This window comes from Bradyrhizobium sp. LCT2 (assembly GCF_009931255.1).
Lineage (GTDB): Bacteria > Pseudomonadota > Alphaproteobacteria > Rhizobiales > Xanthobacteraceae > Bradyrhizobium > Bradyrhizobium diazoefficiens.
The window spans coordinates 1,725,494-1,740,136 of sequence record NZ_CP034432.1 but is presented as its reverse complement, the minus strand read 5'-3'; the positions used below and the strand labels follow the sequence as shown (position 1 = coordinate 1,740,136).

Genomic DNA, 14,643 nt, shown 5'->3' with positions numbered 1-14,643 from the left:
TCAGTCCGCCTTGATGTTGGCCTTGCGCACGACCGGAATCCACTTGGCGTCCTCGCGCTCGAGATAGGCCTTGAACTCGCCCGGCGTCATCGCGACGGCTTCCCCGCCCAGCTTTTCGAACTTGTCCACCACGCCCGGGTCTTTCAGGATCGCAACCAGCGTCTCGTGCAGCTTGTCGACAACAGGCGCCGGCGTGCCCGCCGGTGCGAACAGGCCGGTGAAAGTCTGGCCGTCGAAATCCTTGTAGCCGAGCTCAGTGAAGGTCGGGACATCAGGCAGCGACTTCAGGCGGTGCGGGCTGGTGACCGCGAGCGCGCGGAACAGGCCGGCCTTGATGTGCTGGAGGCTGACCGTGAGCTGGTCGAACGCGAACTGCACCTGGCCGCCGAGCAGATCGTTGATGGCCGGCGCGTTGCCGCGGTAGTGCGCGGTGACCCATTGCAGGTCGAGATTCGACTGCATCAATTCGCTAAGCAGATGATTGGTGGTGCCGGGGCCGGGCGAGGCCATCGTCAGCTTACCGGGCTCGCGCTTGGCGAGGTCGATGAATTCCTTGAAATTGTTGGCCTGGACGGAGGGATGCACCTCGAGCACCAGCGGCGTCATCGAGATGGTCGAGATCGGCAGGAAATCCTTCTTCCAGCTATAGGCATCGCGCTTGTTGATCTCGGTCGCGAACAACACCGGGCCGTTGGCGCCGACGAACAGCGTATAGCCGTCGGGCGCCGATTTCGCGAAAGCCTCGCCCGCGATCATGCCGCCGGCGCCGGCCTTGTTCTCGATGATGAAGGGCTGACCGAGCTTTTCCTGGAGCTTGTCGGCGACGATGCGCGCGGCGCTGTCGACATTGCCGCCGGCCGGATAGGGCACGATCAGCTTGAAGCTGCGCGCCGGCCATTGCTGGGCCGATGCGGGCCCCGCCAGCATCGCCGTGACAGCGGCTATGGCAATCGCGATTAATCTCATGTTAACCTCCCGGCGGCGCTTCCAATTCACTTCGAACGCCTTGACGTTGCGCACGGCGCTCGATCGCCGCGCAATCTCCAGATGCGCGCTTTACCTGTCGAGTGAATTGTGGCGTTCTTGTCCATATTATGGACAAGAGACCTTCTCCGAAAGTCGCCCATAGCGCGCTGGAACCGCGACAGGGCGCGCAGGCGATCCGGCGCGCGCTCGCGGTGCTGCGCATTCTTGCCGCAGGCCGCGAGGACGGCGTGCCGCTGGCCGAGGTCGTGCGGGCGACCGGCCTTACCCGTCCGACCGTGCATCGCATCGTCCACGTGCTGATCGAGGAAGGCATCGTCGAGCGGCACGATCGCACCGGCCGCTACGCGATCGGCAACCAGGTGCCCGAGCTGGCGCTGGCACGGCCGCGGCCGTCAAGCCTGCTGGTCGCGGCAAATCCGTCGCTGCGGCGCGCCTCCGCCGAGATCGGCGACACGCTGTTCCTGACGGTGCGGACCGGCAACGACACGCTGTGCGTCGATCGCAGGATCGGCGTCTATCCGATCCAGGTGCTGTCGATCGAGGTCGGCGCGCGCCGGCCGCTCGGCGTCTCCAGCGCCGGCGTCGCCATCCTCGCCGCGATGCCGGCGCAGGACGCGCGAAAAATCGTCGCAGCCAACGAGAAGCGGTTCGAGGCCTACCAGACCGACGTCGCAGCCGTGATGAGCCAGGTCATCGTCGCGCGGAAGCGGGGTTACAATATGAGAGAGATCGGCCTCGTGCAGGGCACGAAGTCGATCTCGACCTGGATCAAGACCCCGGACGGACAGCCCGCCGCGGCGATGACCGTCTCCGCCGTTCGGACGAGGCTCGGCCCGCGCCGCGAGCAGGAGGTCGTGGAGATCCTGCTGCGGGAGGCGCGGATCATCGAGCAGGCGATCCGGGGCAATGTCGGCTAACTGAAGGCGGCGCCGTTCGCCTCTCCCCGCTTGCGGGGAGAGGCCGGATTGCATCGAAGATGCAATCCGGGTGAGGGGACTGTCCGCGAGTCCGACTGTCACCGTGATCTCGGATGGAGCCCCTCACCCCAACCCTCTCCCCGTAAGAACGGGGCGAGGAGCCCACCGGCGATGCGGACAGAGCTCGCCTCAATCATGTCACCGCTGTGCGCCATCCCACGGCGCTGTCAATGGGCTGACTTGGCACGCGGTTTTGTGGCACAAGGGCCGCCATCGCCGACCGAGCAACGAGGCCACGCATGCCCGCGCCAAAACCGCCTGCCTTCGAGACCCTGAGCCTGCATGCGGGCCAGCATCCGGATCCCGCGACCGGCGCCCGCGCGGTGCCGATCTACCAGACCACGTCCTACGTGTTCCAGGATTCCGATCACGCCGCCGCGCTGTTCAACCTGGAGCGGGCCGGCCACATCTACACGCGCATCTCCAATCCGACCACCGGCGTACTGGAGGAGCGGCTCGCCGCGCTCGAAGGCGGCGTCGGCGCGATCTGCACCGCGAGCGGCATGGCTGCGCTGCATCTCGCCATCGCGACGCTGCTCAACGCCGGCGACCACATCGTGGCGTCGAGCTCGCTCTATGGCGGCACCATCAACCTTTTGGCGCATACGCTGCCGCGCTTCGGCATCACCACGACATTTGTGAAGCCGCGCGATCTCGATGCGTTCCGCAGCGCCATCAAGCCGAACACCAAGCTCGTGATCGGCGAGACCATCGGCAATCCCGGGCTCGAGGTGCTCGACATCCCGAAGGTCGCGGCGATCGCGCATGAGGCAAAAATTCCGCTGCTGATCGACAACACCTTTGCGACGCCCTATCTCAGCCGGCCGATCGAGCTTGGCGCCGACATCGTGATGCACTCGGCGACCAAATGGATCGGCGGCCACGGCATCGCGATCGGCGGCGCCATCATCGACGGTGGCCGCTTTGACTGGCGCGGCTCCGGCAAGTTCGGCGTGCTGACCGAGCCCTATGGCGGCTATCACGGCATCGTCTTCGACGAGCAGTTCGGCACCGCGGCGTTCATCATGCGCGCGCGCACCGAGGGCCTGCGCGATTTCGGCGCCTGCCTGTCGCCGACCAACGCGTTCCAGCTCCTGCAGGGCGTGGAGACGCTGGGCGTCCGCATGGACCGGCATATGCAGAACACGCATTCGGTGCTGGAGGCGCTGAAGTCCAACAAGGCGGTGGACTGGGTCCTGCATCCCTCGCTTGAAGACCACACGGACTACCAGCTTGCAAAGCAGCTGCTGCCGCGCGGCGCCGGCTCGATCGTCTCCTTCGGCATCAAGGGCGGCCGCCCTGCCGGCCGCAAGTTCATCGAGTCATTGCGCATGATCAGCCATCTCGCCAATGTCGGCGACGCCAAGACGCTGGTGATCCACCCCGCCTCGACCACGCATCAGCAGATGGACGCCGAGCAGCTCAAGGCCGCCGGCATCGGCGAGGAGCTGGTGCGGCTGTCGGTCGGCATCGAGACCGCCTCCGACATCATCGACGACCTCAATCAAGCACTGCGCATCTCGCAAAAGGTCTGACACCATGAAGCTTTCCGTCAACGGGGCCGAGGTATTTGTCGCGACCGGCGGCCGCGAATTCGACAGGTCCCTGCCCGCGGTGGTCTTCATCCACGGCGCCGGCTTCGACCATTCGACCTGGGCCCTGCATACGCGCTGGTTCGCCCATCACGGGTTTTCCGTGCTGGCACCGGACCTTCCCGGTCACGGCCGCTCGGCCGGCCCCTCGCTCTCGAGCATCGCCGAGATGGCCGACTGGACGGCGGCGCTGCTCGATGCGGCAGGAGCTGCGAAGGCGCATCTGATCGGGCACTCCATGGGATCGCTGATCTCGCTGGAGACCGCCGCGCGGCATCCCGACAAGATTTCCGCGCTGAGCCTGATCGGCACCGCCGCGACCATGACGGTCGGCCCGGATCTCTTGAAGGCGGCCGAAGCCAACTCGCAGGATGCAAACGACATGGTGTCGATCTGGGGCCTCGGCTTCAACGCCGAGCTCGGCGGCAGCCTCGCGCCGGGCCTGTGGATGCATGGCGGCGCGCAGGCGGTGCTGAAGGCCTGCGAGCCGGGCGTGCTGTTCAGGGATCTGTCGGCCTGCAATGCTTACGCGAATGCGCTCGCCGCTGCCGCGAGCGTCAAGGTGCCTGCGACGCTCATCCTCGGCGAGCGCGACATGATGACTCCGGCGAAGGCGGGCAAGGCGCTCGCGGCCGCGATCCCGCATGCGAAGACCGTCGTGGTACCGGGCGCCGGCCACATGATCATGGCCGAGCGCCCGGATGAGTTGCTGGCCGCGCTGAAAGGCTGAGCCCGGCTCAAGACCCCGGCGTCCACTTCCAGACGATGTCGGAGACATTGACCGGCTTCGGGATCAGGCCGAGCTTTGCGAAGCGGTCGGCAACCGCCTGCTGGCTCTTGACCACCTCGGCATCGATCGGCACCACGCGATAATTGGAGCGGGCGACGAAGCGGCGGATCGCGTCGATGTCGACGCCGGTCGCCTCGGCCTGCGCCTTCGCCACGTCTTCGTGGTGCGAATCCGCCCATACGCCTTCGGACGCGAAGGCCGTGTTGAGCTTCGCAACGAGCGAGGGATACTTCTCCACGAAATCGGCGCCGGCGATGTAGAAGGCGTTCGGCTTGTGCACGTCCTTGTCGAAGGCGATAACGCGCGCATTCTCCTTCAGCTCGGCGAGCGCGAGATAGGGATCCCAGATCGACCAGGCGTCGACCGAGCCCTTCACGAAGGCCGCCGTCGCATCGGCCGGCGCGAGCGGCGCAGGCGTGATGTCGGACCAGGACAGGCCGGCCTTCTCGAGCGCCGCGACTAGCAGATTATGCGCGCTCGATCCCTTGCCGAAGGCGACGCGCTTGCCCCTGAGATCGGCCAGAGCGTGAATCGGCGAGTCCTTCGGCACGACGATCGCCTGGGTGTTGCCGTCCGATTTCACCGCGGCGACGTAGCGGATCTTTGCGCCGCCCGCCTGCGCGAAGATCGGCGGGGAGTCGCCGACATAACCGAAATCGACGCTGCCGACATTGATCGCCTCCAGCAGCGGTGGACCGAACTGGAAGTCGATCCACTTGATCTCGATGCCGAGCGGCTTGAAGGCGTTTTCGAGCGTCTGGCGCTGGCGCACCGCCGGGAAGAAGCCGCCCTTCTGGGTGCCGATGCGGATTTCCGCCGGCTTGTCCTCCGCGTGCACGGGTGCAGCCAGGGCTGTCGCGAGCAGGAGTGTCGTTGCGAGTATGTGTCGTCGAGTAATCATATCGCGGTCCTTTCGGTGGGATCAGTTGGCGAAGAGTTGCGAATTCGCGCGGCGGCTCCGCTCGGAGAACACCGCACGTGCGGCCCGCTCGGCTTCGCGCGCCGAGCGGAACTGGCGGCCTTCGAGGCTGTCGAACAGGCGCTCGGAGGAAAAGAAGCGGAAGCCGCGCGCGTCTCGGGTGATGATGCCGGCGGCGCGGTCGTGGATTTCGATGATGTAGGCGTTGGACTGGGCTTCGAATTGGGCTTGGGACATGACTGCTCGCTCGCCGGATTTCTCGGCGTTCCTGGCTTAAGATTTGTGATGTGACGTGCTGAGAGGGTCGCGGTCAGCAACAACAACAGGTGCCGGTGGCCGCCGAGAAACAGCGCCGCGTCATGCACGGGTGCATGTCGTCCGGATTACGCTGGTGATCGGTTCTCATGTTGCGGCTTCGGCTCGAGGAGCAGTTTCGATGCTGCAAATATCGAGCGATCGGCGCGACTGGTCAATGAAATGGCTATCCATATTTACGAGCGACACGCTCGGCCGCTTCTCCCGCCGCAAGCGCCGGCAGGCAGATTCATCTCGCGATGAGTTCAACACGCGCGAGCGGCGCACATGCCCCCCGAGAGAACGAGGGCAATCTCATTTAAGGCCGTTGCTCTGCGGCCCATCCTTCGAGACGCCCGCCTTTGGCGGGCCCTCAGGATGAGGGCGGAGTGTGGCGGCAGCAATTTCGACCGGCAAAGATGCCGCTTAGCCTCATCCTGAGGAGACCGCGGAGCGGTCGTCTCGAAGGACGAGGCGCGCTGTCAGACCCCCCGCCAAAAAGTCATATGCGATTGCCTCGCCGCAAGAACGGGGCGAGGGAGACGGAAGCAGCGGGAGAGGGGAAGAGAGCTACCACATCGTCGCTGCGGCACGCGCCGCCCAGCCGCGGTCGTACTCCTCGCCGCCGACCTTGTTCTGGCTCATCTCGGCGAGGATCTGGCCGGGCGTCGGCAGCGTCTTCGGGTCGATGCACTTGTCGGGGTTCCAGAGATCGGAGCGGACGATGGCGCGGGCACACTGGAAATAGATTTCGTCCACATTCATCACCATGACGCTGCGCGGCGCCTTGCCTTCGACCTTGAAGGACGCCAGCAACCCGGGATCGATCGACAGATGCGCACGGCCATTGGCGCGGACCGCGTTGCCGGAGCCGGGGACCAGGAACATCAGGGACACGCGCGGGTCGCGCACGATGTTGCGCAGGGAATCGACCCGGTTGTTGCCGCGGCGATCCGGCAGCATCAGCGTCTTGGGGTCGTGAATGCGAACGAAGCCGGGCAGATCGCCGCGCGGCGAGCAGTCGATGCCCTCGGGCCCGATGGTGGCGAGCGCCGCGAACGGCGCCTTCTCGATGAAGACGCGATAGAGCGGCGTGACATGGTCGGCGACTTTCACGGTCGAGGCGTCGTTGGTGGCGCCGTAGATGGCCTCTAGCTGTTCGACCGTTTCGATCACCGACATTCTTCCACTCTCCTTTGCGCCGGCGGTTAATCGCGCCAGCCTTCGTTCCTGATCACGCGCACAAGCTGGCGGCTGTGATAATCCGCGCTGCCGGCGTTGAGGATGGTGACATCGGCCTGCGTCGATGCGTCCTCGACGCTGCGGGACAGCCGTTCCGCGATATTGCCGTCGCTGTGCCGGGCGCGGGCGGCAAGCCGCTGCGCCAGCACGTCCGGCGGCGCCGTGATGGCGACCACGACGACATTGGCATAGGCCTGACGCAGCGCGGCAATCACGGTGCGCGAGACGTTGACGACGACGGCGCGGCCGGCGCGGATGTCGTCGTTGATTTCGAGCGGTAGCGCGTAGGAATGCCCATGCGCGTCCCAATGCACGGCGAAATCGCCGTGATCGATCCCGCGCCGGAATTCATCCGGGCTCATGGCAATGTTATCCTCAGCCGCGGAGGACTCACGCGTCACGACGCGACGCGGAAAGACGACGTCGTGATCGTCGATGCAGGCCGCCTGCGCCAGCTGCAGCAAGGTGTCCTTGCCGGCGCCGCTGGGACCGACCACGAGCACGAGCCGGCCAGGGCCGATCGCACCCGCCTCGCCTTGCGCCATGGTCGCGGTCTCGCTCATGCGACCCGGCCTCCTTCGCGCCAGACGCTGCGGACGACGGGAACGCTGCCCGCGATGTGCACCCGAATCAGGTCGGCGCGCTTGCCAACCGCAATCTCGCCGCGGTCGAAGAGACCAACCGCCTCGGCCGGCGCTTTCGTTACGGTTCGAACCGCCGCCGGAAGGCTGATCGCGGGCACATGTTCAGGCAATTGCAGCGCGGCCATCAGAAGGCTCGATGGAATGTAGTCCGACGAGAGAATGTCGAGCAGGCCCTCGCGGGCAAGATCGACCGCGGCGATATTGCCGGAGTGCGAGCCGCCGCGCACGACGTTGGGCGCGCCCATCAGGATGTCGATGCCGGCCTGATGCAGGCCGCGCGCGGCCTCGAGCGTGGTCGGGAATTCCGCCACCGAGACGCGATCGCGCACGGCGTCCGCGACATTCTCCTCGGTGGTGTCGTCATGGCTCGCCAGCGGAATGTTGTATTGATGCGCCAGCGCCACGATCTCGCGCATGTTGGTCGCCGCATAAGCCTTTTGATACTCGAAGCGCTTTGCGAACAGCTCGTCGAGCTGGGCATCGGTCTTGCCGCCGTTCTTGCCGCGGTAATAGTCGCGCAGCTTGCCCTCGTCGCGGAACTGGCGCTGGCCGGGCGTATGGTCCATCAGCGACATCAGCTTCACGTCGGGACGGTCGATCAGCTCCTTGGCCTCCTCGACCACGCTCGGCATCGGGATTTCGCAGCGCAGATGCAGGAAGTGGTCGGCGCGCAACAAATCAGCATCGCGCGCGGTCGTGATCGCGGCGGCGAGCACGCCGGCGCGGCCGTCGACTTCCTCAGCGCCCTCCTCACGCCAGACCCGGAGCGAGTCGAACACGGTCGTGATGCCCGAGGTCGCGAGCTGGCCGTCGTAGGAGACGACGGCGGCGACCGGATTCCAGAACACTTTTGGGCGCGGCACGTAATGCGCCTCGAGATGATCGGTGTGGAGCTCGATCAGGCCGGGCATGATGAGGTCGCCGCCGGCATCCTCCGCACCCGCGGGTGCCCTGCCCTCGCCGATCTCGGCGACGCGCCCATCCGCAAGAGCCAGCCAGCCCTGCTCGATCACCCGGTCAGCCAGCACGATCCTGGCGTTGGCGATCACGGTGTCCTTCGGCTTGGCGTTCATTTCAATTTCCTTCAGGCGGCGGCGGCAAAGCTGGTCACGTCAACAATACGGTCGGCAATCAGATGGCGGATTTCGTCGTCATGGACAATGGCGACCATGGCGACGCCCTGGCGCTTTTTCTCGGCGATCAGCTCGACCACGACGGCGCGGTTGGCGGCATCGAGCGAGGCCGTCGGCTCGTCCAGCAACAGGATCGGCAGGTCGGAGATGAAGCCGCGCGCGATGTTGACGCGCTGCTGTTCGCCGCCGGAGAAGGTCGCGGGCGGAAGCTGCCAGAGCCGCTCAGGGATGTTGAGGCGGTGCAGCAGGGCACCCGCCTTCTGCTGCGCCTCGGTTCGGGCCATGCCGTTCACGATCAGCGGCTCGGCGACGACGTCGATCGTGGCGACCCGTGGCACCGCGCGCAGGAACTGGCTGACATAGCCGATGGTCGCGCGGCGGACGTTGAGCACCTGCCGCGGCTCGGCGGTGGCCAGATCAATCAGCGCGCCGCGATGGCGGGTGCCGATGCGGCCGGAATCGCAGCGGTAGTTGCCGAAGATCATCTTCAGGATCGACGACTTGCCGGCGCCGGACGGGCCCGACAGCACGACGCATTCGCCGGGGTCGACGTGGAAGGTCACGCCGCTGACGACAGGCAGCTCGATGCCGCCCTGCAGGTGCATCGTAAAAGTCTTCTTGGCATCAGTGACGTCGATCATGGCGGTCATCAGTGGGCTCATGGCGGCAGAATCGAGGAAACGAGGAGCTGAGTATAAGGCTCACGGGGATCGTCGAGCACCTGGTCGGTGAGACCGGTCTCGATCACGCGGCCGCCCTTCATCACCATCACGCGGTGCGACAATAGCCGCGCGACCGCAAGGTCGTGGGTGACGATGACGACGGCGAGGTTGAGCTCGGCAACGAGGCTGCGGAGCAGATCGAGCAGGCGCGCCTGCACGGACACGTCAAGGCCGCCGGTGGGCTCGTCCATGAACACCAGCCGTGGCTCGGTGACGAGATTGCGGGCGATCTGGAGACGCTGGCGCATGCCGCCGGAATAGGTCCGCGGCGCGTCGTCGATTCGAGCCGTGTCGATCTCGACGCGCGTGAGCCAGTCGGACGCGGTGTCGCGGATGCGACCGTAGTGATTCCAGCCCACCGCCATCAGCCGCTCGCCGACATTGGCGCCGGCCGAGACCGCCATGCGCAGGCCCTGCGCGGGATCCTGGTGCACGAAGCCCCAGTCGGTGCGGAACAGGAAGCGCCGCTCGGCTTCGCCGAGCGTGGCGAGATCGCGGGTGACGCCGTCGCGCATCCGGTAGGTGACGTGCCCGCCGCTGGCCGCGAGCTGGCCCGACAGCAGTTGCAGCAGCGTCGACTTGCCCGAGCCGGATTCGCCGACGATCGCCAGCACCTCGCCGGAATAGAGCGAGAACGACACGTCGCGGCACGCGGCGATGCGGCCGTAGGACTTGCTGAGCGACTCCGCGACCAGCAGCGGCTCATCATTGTCCAGCATGTCGTGATCAGCCATTTGATGTCTCCCGCGCCCTCTCCTTGTACGGCGCAGCGCTCAGGCTGCCGTGATGGCCGGCGGCCTGACGGCCCTCGCAATAATCGGTGTCGGAGCAGACGAACATGCGGCCGCCCTTGTCGTCGGTGACGATCTCGTCGAGATAGGAGTTATCCGCGCCGCACAGCGCACAGGGCGCATTGAAGCGATACGGCTCGAACGGGTGATCCTCGAAATCGAGCGACACAACCTGCGTATAGGGCGGGATCGCGTAGATGCGCTTCTCGCGGCCGGCACCGAACAATTGCAGCGCCGGGCAATTGTCCATCTTGGGATTGTCGAATTTCGGCGTCGGCGACGGGTCCATCACATAGCGCGCGTTGACCTTGACCGGATAGGCGTAGGCGGTCGCGATGTGGCCGAAGCGGGCGATGTCCTCATAGAGCTTCACATGCATCAGGCCGTATTCGGCGAGCGCATGCATGCGCCGCGTCTCGGTCTCGCGTGGCTCGAGGAACCGCAGCGGTTCCGGGATCGGCACCTGATAGACCAGCACCTGGTTCTCGTTCAGCGCGGCCTCGGGGATGCGGTGACGGGTCTGGATCACGGTCGCCTCCTCCGTCGCCGTCGTGGTGGCGACGCCGGCGGTCTTGGCGAAGAATTTTCGGATCGAGATCGCGTTGGTGGTGTCGTCGGAACCCTGGTCGATCACCTTCAGCACGTCCTCAGGACCGAGGATCGCCGCCGTCACCTGCACGCCGCCGGTGCCCCAGCCATAGGGCATCGGCATTTCGCGGCTGGCGAACGGCACCTGATAGCCGGGGATCGCGATCGCCTTCAGGATCGCGCGGCGGATCATCCGCTTGGTCTGTTCGTCGAGATAGGCGAAATTGTAGGCGGGCGCGTTCATTCCGCGGCCTCCTTCATGGCATCGGGCGCATTGGCCTCGGCAAACTCCTGACGCAGCTTGCGCAGCAGGCCGAGCTCGGACTGGAAGTCGACATAATGCGGCAGCTTCAGATGCTCGACGAAGCCGGTCGCCTGGACATTGTCCGAATGCGACATCACGAATTCTTCATCCTGCGCCGGCGCGAGCGCCTCTTCGCCGAGCTCGCGGGCACGAAGCGCGCGATCGACCAGCGCCATCGACATGGTCTTGCGCTCGCTCTGGCCGAAGGCGAGGCCATAGCCGCGGGTGAAGCAGGGTGCTTCCGTCGCCGACCCCTTGAACTGGTTGACCATCTGGCACTCGGTCAGCTCGATCGAGCCGAGCGGCACGGCGAAGCCGACGTCCTCGGCGGAGAATTCGACCTCGACCTCGCCGAAGCGGATCTCGCCGGCGAAGGGATGGTTGCGGCCATAGCCGCGCTGGGTGGAATAGCCCATCGCCAGCAGGAAGCCTTCGTCGCCGCGCGCGAGATTTTGCAGGCGCAGGTCGCGGTCGGCCGGGAAGTTCAGCGGCTCGCGCGTGAGATCGCCGACGCTGGCGCCGGCCTCGGCCTGCGGCGAGGATTCGATCAGCCCATCGCGGCCCAGGATATCGGTCACGCGCGGCGTCGGCGCGGTCGAGGCTTCGGCCGTCGCCGGCGCGTCCGGCACAAATCCCTCCGCGAGCGAGGGATCGAGCAGGCGGTGCGTATAGTCGAAGGTCGGCCCGAGGATCTGGCCGCCGGGAATGTCCTTGAAGGTCGAGGACACCCGCCGCTGCACGCGCATGGCGCCGGTGTCGACCGGCTCGCTCGCACCGAAGCGCGGCAGGGTGGCGCGGAAGGCGCGAACCAGGAAGATCGCCTCGATCAGATCGCCGCGCGCCTGCTTGATCGCGAGCGCTGCGAGCTCACGGTCATAAAGCGAGCCTTCGCTCATAACGCGGTCCACGGCCAGACCAAGCTGCTCCGAGATCTGGTCGAGCATGACTTCCGGCACGCTTTGATCGCCGCGCCGCGCATTGGCGAGCAGGCGATGGGCGTTCTCGATGGCGCGTTCGCCGCCTTTGACTGCGACATACATGCTTCAGCTTTCCTTGCTCACGACCCGCGTGGTGCGGGGGATCGCGACCACGGCGTCATCGGCGACCAGCACCACGTCGATGCCGCGCGGAAACAGCGCCTCGTTGACACGCAGCCGCTCGAACAGGTCGGCGGGCTTGATCGAGGCCCGGAGCGTCGCGACGCCGTCGATGCCGGGGCCGCGCAGCTCGAAGCCCCGCCCTGCGTCAAGGCTATCGACCTGGAGGATCAACGTGGTCGACCGGTCCGGGTATTCGCTGGTGCCGAGCGCGAAGCGCCCGAGCGCCGGAAGCAAGGCGCCATCGCTGATCAGGGCAAAGCTCGCGATCGAGGAATCCTGAATGACCGGCGCGCCGGTGTGGAACTTGAGCCATTTCACGACGTGCGAGCTTTCCGACATCCGCGCATCGAGCCAGAGCGGCGTGTCGTGGTCGAACAGCGTCAGCGCGATCGCGGCGGCGCCGCGCATCATCGGCCCGGGTGTGCCCGCCATCGGCACGATGCGCTGGACCGAACCCGGCCGCGCCATCGCGTCCATGACAGAGCGAAAGGTCGATTGCGCCGACAGCACCTTGTCGGCGAACCCCGGCGGCAGTTCCGCAATCGTGGTCATGATCTCACCCCTCACCGCGCACCATGGTGTAGAAATCAACCTTCGTCGCGGCGGTCTCGGCCGCCGCCTGCTTGCGCCGGATCGTAAGCTGCTCGCGCAACGGTGCGATAACGTCCCGCTCGACCGATGCGGAAAAATCCCGCGACTGCACCAGCGCATCGCACAGCGCGATCAGCCGCGCCTTCTCACCGTCGCGTCCGAGCGTGTAGCCGAAGCCGACCTCGCCGCTCGCGAGCCGCACGGCGGCACGCGACACCGTGGCTTCGCCGAGGTTGAACGGGGCGCCGTCGCCGCCGACCCGGCCGCGCAGCATCACGAGGCCGTTTTCCGGCGCGCGCAGATCCTGATGGGCCGGGAGGGCGAAAGCGCGGAGGCGAGCGGCGATCTCGCCCGCCTCCGCGTGCGCCAGCACGGCCATCGCGGCCTTGCGCTGGGCTTGCTGATTGTTGTGCTGCGTCACCCGATCCACCGAACTTGCCGAACTCAAGTTGTCTATGATAGTAGACAACTTCATACGGAAGCGCCATGACTGTTTCGTGACAAGCGTGTGATTTTCGGGCTAGGCTGACCGGCGATATGAGCATGCAGGACACCGCCTCCACGGGCGTCGCGCTATGGCGCCTCGTTGCCGACGGCATCGAGCGCGGCATCGCCGACGGCCGCTTCGCCGCCGGCGACAAGCTGCCGGGCGAGATGGAGATCGCCGAGACCTATCGCGTGAATCGCCACACCGTGCGGCGGGCGCTGGCAGCCCTTGCCGAGCGCGGCCTGGTGCGCGCCGAACGTGGCAGCGGCACCTATGTCGAGGCGCAGCGCATCGCCTATCCGCTGCGCTCGCGCACGCGCTTCTCGGAGATCGTCGGTGCCGGCGGCCGTGAGCCGCGCGGGCAGTTGATCGAGGCGTCCGACGACGTCGCGACGCGCGAGCTGGCGCGCGAGCTGGGCCTGAAGGTCGGCGCCCCGCTGGTGCGGATCGAGGCGATACGCCTGGCCGACCGCACCCCGATCTGCGTCTCCACGACGTGGCTGTCGGCGGAGTTGTTTCCGGGCGCGGGCAGCGTGTTTGCGGCAACGCGCTCGATGACGAAACTGCTCGAACACTTCGGCGTCCGCGACTATCGCCGCGGCGCGACCCGGATCACCGCCGGCATCGTCGACGCGACCGACGCTGCACGGCTCGATCTGCCGCTGGGACGGCCGATCCTCGTGGTCGATGCCACCGACCACGGTCTCGACGGCAAGCCGCTGGTGACGAAGCATTCGCGCTTTGCCGCCGAGCGGGTGGAGTTTCTGGTGGAGAACGGCTGAGATGCAGCCCGCTCTTCCCCCCGCAAGAGGAGGAGGAAGAGCAGCGCCTGCTACTCCTGCATCATCTCGCCGCTGCCGCCGAACTCGGCGGGGAAATCCTTCAGCTTGGGCAGGCCGTCGCGCATCGGCAGCACCGTCTCGGCGTAGTTGACGTGGACGCCGGGCGTGAACGCCAGGGTGGGGATGGTGGCGGTGAAGACGTCGGTCAAACCGAGCGGCGGGTGATTGGTCATGAGATGGCCGCCGCACTTCCTGCAATATTTGCGCTGGCTGAGCGGCGTCTTGGCGAAGGTCTCGACGTGCTGCGCGCCCTCGGTGATGCGCACCGCGTCGGGCTTCCACAGGCTGAAGGCGTTCACCGGCCCGCCGGACCAGGACCGGCAGGAGCCGCAATGGCAATAGCCCATCGCCTCCGGCGCACCCGTGACCTCGACCGTAACCGCGCCGCAGAAGCAGTGTCCGACATGTTTCATTGGGTCGTCTCCGTTGATGAAGGTTGGAAATCCTCTCCCCGCTCCGGTTCACCGAGATCTCGGCGAAGGCGGATGCGGGGTCGCGACGAGCTTCGCTCGCGTTGGTAGCCTCGGAGTGAGGGGGAATCACTCCGAGGGACGTTGAAGGCGAGAGTCCGGCAAGGTCCGATACGCGCCTCGGCGCCGCCGCGCGTCCTCCTTTCGGCGGACGCGCGCGCAGAGCGCGA

17 protein-coding genes are annotated in these 14,643 nt (G+C 66.5%); 4 read left to right on the top strand and 13 right to left on the bottom strand.

Translation table 11 applies throughout. The features are described from left to right. Window positions 1-966: a tripartite tricarboxylate transporter substrate binding protein gene (locus EI171_RS08815; RefSeq protein WP_161533120.1), complete on the bottom strand. Its 966-nt coding sequence runs from the start codon at window positions 964-966 to the stop codon at window positions 1-3. A 128-nt stretch (window positions 967-1,094) separates the two neighbouring features. Between EI171_RS08815 and EI171_RS08810 the strand changes: the two genes are divergently transcribed. From EI171_RS08810 to EI171_RS08800, 3 genes are all read left to right on the top strand, one after another. Next, entirely contained in the window at window positions 1,095-1,904 is an 810-nt protein-coding gene (locus EI171_RS08810; protein WP_161533119.1) for an IclR family transcriptional regulator, read from the top strand. Window positions 1,905-2,203: 299 nt separating this feature from the next. Beyond that, complete coding sequence (locus tag EI171_RS08805; protein WP_011084053.1) at window positions 2,204-3,499, top strand: O-acetylhomoserine aminocarboxypropyltransferase; 1,296 nt, start codon at window positions 2,204-2,206, stop codon at window positions 3,497-3,499. Between the two features lie 4 nt (window positions 3,500-3,503). After that, complete coding sequence (locus EI171_RS08800) at window positions 3,504-4,286, top strand: alpha/beta fold hydrolase (protein WP_161533118.1); 783 nt, start codon at window positions 3,504-3,506, stop codon at window positions 4,284-4,286. A 7-nt stretch (window positions 4,287-4,293) separates the two neighbouring features. Here the strand turns inward: EI171_RS08800 and EI171_RS08795 are convergent, their stop codons facing one another. From EI171_RS08795 to phnG, 11 genes are all read right to left on the bottom strand, one after another. Further along, the gene (locus EI171_RS08795; protein ID WP_161533117.1) at window positions 4,294-5,247 is read right to left on the bottom strand and encodes an aliphatic sulfonate ABC transporter substrate-binding protein; all 954 of its coding nucleotides are present in this window, start codon (window positions 5,245-5,247) and stop codon (window positions 4,294-4,296) included. 21 nt (window positions 5,248-5,268) lie between these two features. Further along, window positions 5,269-5,502 carry a hypothetical protein gene (locus tag EI171_RS08790; RefSeq protein WP_161533116.1) on the bottom strand — a complete coding sequence of 78 codons (234 nt, stop codon included), beginning with the start codon at window positions 5,500-5,502 and terminating at the stop codon, window positions 5,269-5,271. Window positions 5,503-6,129: 627 nt separating this feature from the next. Then, window positions 6,130-6,741, bottom strand: coding sequence for a pyridoxamine 5'-phosphate oxidase family protein (locus tag EI171_RS08785; protein ID WP_161533115.1), 612 nt, complete (start codon window positions 6,739-6,741; stop codon window positions 6,130-6,132). Between the two features lie 26 nt (window positions 6,742-6,767). Beyond that, window positions 6,768-7,364 carry a phosphonate metabolism protein/1,5-bisphosphokinase (PRPP-forming) PhnN gene (phnN, locus tag EI171_RS08780; protein ID WP_161533114.1) on the bottom strand — a complete coding sequence of 199 codons (597 nt, stop codon included), beginning with the start codon at window positions 7,362-7,364 and terminating at the stop codon, window positions 6,768-6,770. Further along, window positions 7,361-8,518, bottom strand: a complete 1,158-nt coding sequence (locus EI171_RS08775) for an alpha-D-ribose 1-methylphosphonate 5-triphosphate diphosphatase (protein ID WP_161533113.1) — start codon at window positions 8,516-8,518, stop codon at window positions 7,361-7,363. Before EI171_RS08775 ends, phnN begins: the two co-directional genes overlap by 4 nt. 11 nt (window positions 8,519-8,529) lie before the next feature. Next, on the bottom strand, window positions 8,530-9,228 hold the full coding sequence (gene phnL / locus EI171_RS08770; RefSeq protein WP_161533112.1) for a phosphonate C-P lyase system protein PhnL: 699 nt from the start codon (window positions 9,226-9,228) through the stop codon (window positions 8,530-8,532). An 8-nt stretch (window positions 9,229-9,236) separates the two neighbouring features. Beyond that, on the bottom strand, window positions 9,237-10,034 hold the full coding sequence (gene phnK, locus EI171_RS08765; protein WP_161533111.1) for a phosphonate C-P lyase system protein PhnK: 798 nt from the start codon (window positions 10,032-10,034) through the stop codon (window positions 9,237-9,239). Then, window positions 10,027-10,923, bottom strand: coding sequence for an alpha-D-ribose 1-methylphosphonate 5-phosphate C-P-lyase PhnJ (locus EI171_RS08760; RefSeq protein ID WP_161533110.1), 897 nt, complete (start codon window positions 10,921-10,923; stop codon window positions 10,027-10,029). The genes phnK and EI171_RS08760 overlap by 8 nt, the downstream gene beginning before the upstream one ends. Continuing rightward, window positions 10,920-12,023 (bottom strand): carbon-phosphorus lyase complex subunit PhnI, encoded by a 1,104-nt coding sequence (locus EI171_RS08755; RefSeq protein ID WP_161533109.1) that lies wholly within the window; start codon window positions 12,021-12,023, stop codon window positions 10,920-10,922. The genes EI171_RS08760 and EI171_RS08755 overlap by 4 nt, the downstream gene beginning before the upstream one ends. A 3-nt stretch (window positions 12,024-12,026) precedes the next feature. Continuing rightward, on the bottom strand, window positions 12,027-12,635 hold the full coding sequence (gene phnH, locus EI171_RS08750; RefSeq protein ID WP_161533108.1) for a phosphonate C-P lyase system protein PhnH: 609 nt from the start codon (window positions 12,633-12,635) through the stop codon (window positions 12,027-12,029). Window positions 12,636-12,639: 4 nt separating this feature from the next. After that, window positions 12,640-13,104 (bottom strand): phosphonate C-P lyase system protein PhnG, encoded by a 465-nt coding sequence (gene phnG / locus EI171_RS08745; RefSeq protein WP_038965299.1) that lies wholly within the window; start codon window positions 13,102-13,104, stop codon window positions 12,640-12,642. A gap of 107 nt (window positions 13,105-13,211) precedes the next feature. On the opposite strand from phnG, the gene phnF reads away from it, so the two are divergent. Then, complete coding sequence (gene phnF, locus EI171_RS08740; protein WP_011084038.1) at window positions 13,212-13,943, top strand: phosphonate metabolism transcriptional regulator PhnF; 732 nt, start codon at window positions 13,212-13,214, stop codon at window positions 13,941-13,943. Window positions 13,944-13,993: 50 nt separating this feature from the next. Here phnF and EI171_RS08735 read toward each other — a convergent pair whose 3' ends face one another. After that, window positions 13,994-14,416 (bottom strand): GFA family protein, encoded by a 423-nt coding sequence (locus EI171_RS08735; RefSeq protein ID WP_028173675.1) that lies wholly within the window; start codon window positions 14,414-14,416, stop codon window positions 13,994-13,996. Window positions 14,417-14,643: the final 227 nt, after the last annotated feature.

What these genes read in the sequence shown, in the direction of transcription:
- EI171_RS08785 (WP_161533115.1), bottom strand. Translation starts at nt 6,741, where the DNA reads ATGTCGGTGATCGAAACGGTCGAACAGCTAGAGGCCATCTACGGCGCC.
- EI171_RS08815 (WP_161533120.1), bottom strand. Translation starts at nt 966, where the DNA reads ATGAGATTAATCGCGATTGCCATAGCCGCTGTCACGGCGATGCTGGCG.
- phnK (WP_161533111.1), bottom strand. Translation starts at nt 10,034, where the DNA reads ATGGCTGATCACGACATGCTGGACAATGATGAGCCGCTGCTGGTCGCG.
- EI171_RS08800 (WP_161533118.1), top strand. Translation starts at nt 3,504, where the DNA reads ATGAAGCTTTCCGTCAACGGGGCCGAGGTATTTGTCGCGACCGGCGGC.
- phnN (WP_161533114.1), bottom strand. Translation starts at nt 7,364, where the DNA reads ATGAGCGAGACCGCGACCATGGCGCAAGGCGAGGCGGGTGCGATCGGC.
- EI171_RS08735 (WP_028173675.1), bottom strand. Translation starts at nt 14,416, where the DNA reads ATGAAACATGTCGGACACTGCTTCTGCGGCGCGGTTACGGTCGAGGTC.
- phnH (WP_161533108.1), bottom strand. Translation starts at nt 12,635, where the DNA reads ATGACCACGATTGCGGAACTGCCGCCGGGGTTCGCCGACAAGGTGCTG.
- EI171_RS08805 (WP_011084053.1), top strand. Translation starts at nt 2,204, where the DNA reads ATGCCCGCGCCAAAACCGCCTGCCTTCGAGACCCTGAGCCTGCATGCG.
- EI171_RS08755 (WP_161533109.1), bottom strand. Translation starts at nt 12,023, where the DNA reads ATGTATGTCGCAGTCAAAGGCGGCGAACGCGCCATCGAGAACGCCCAT.
- phnF (WP_011084038.1), top strand. Translation starts at nt 13,212, where the DNA reads ATGAGCATGCAGGACACCGCCTCCACGGGCGTCGCGCTATGGCGCCTC.
- EI171_RS08795 (WP_161533117.1), bottom strand. Translation starts at nt 5,247, where the DNA reads ATGATTACTCGACGACACATACTCGCAACGACACTCCTGCTCGCGACA.
- phnL (WP_161533112.1), bottom strand. Translation starts at nt 9,228, where the DNA reads ATGACCGCCATGATCGACGTCACTGATGCCAAGAAGACTTTTACGATG.
- EI171_RS08810 (WP_161533119.1), top strand. Translation starts at nt 1,095, where the DNA reads ATGGACAAGAGACCTTCTCCGAAAGTCGCCCATAGCGCGCTGGAACCG.
- EI171_RS08760 (WP_161533110.1), bottom strand. Translation starts at nt 10,923, where the DNA reads ATGAACGCGCCCGCCTACAATTTCGCCTATCTCGACGAACAGACCAAG.
- EI171_RS08790 (WP_161533116.1), bottom strand. Translation starts at nt 5,502, where the DNA reads ATGTCCCAAGCCCAATTCGAAGCCCAGTCCAACGCCTACATCATCGAA.
- EI171_RS08775 (WP_161533113.1), bottom strand. Translation starts at nt 8,518, where the DNA reads ATGAACGCCAAGCCGAAGGACACCGTGATCGCCAACGCCAGGATCGTG.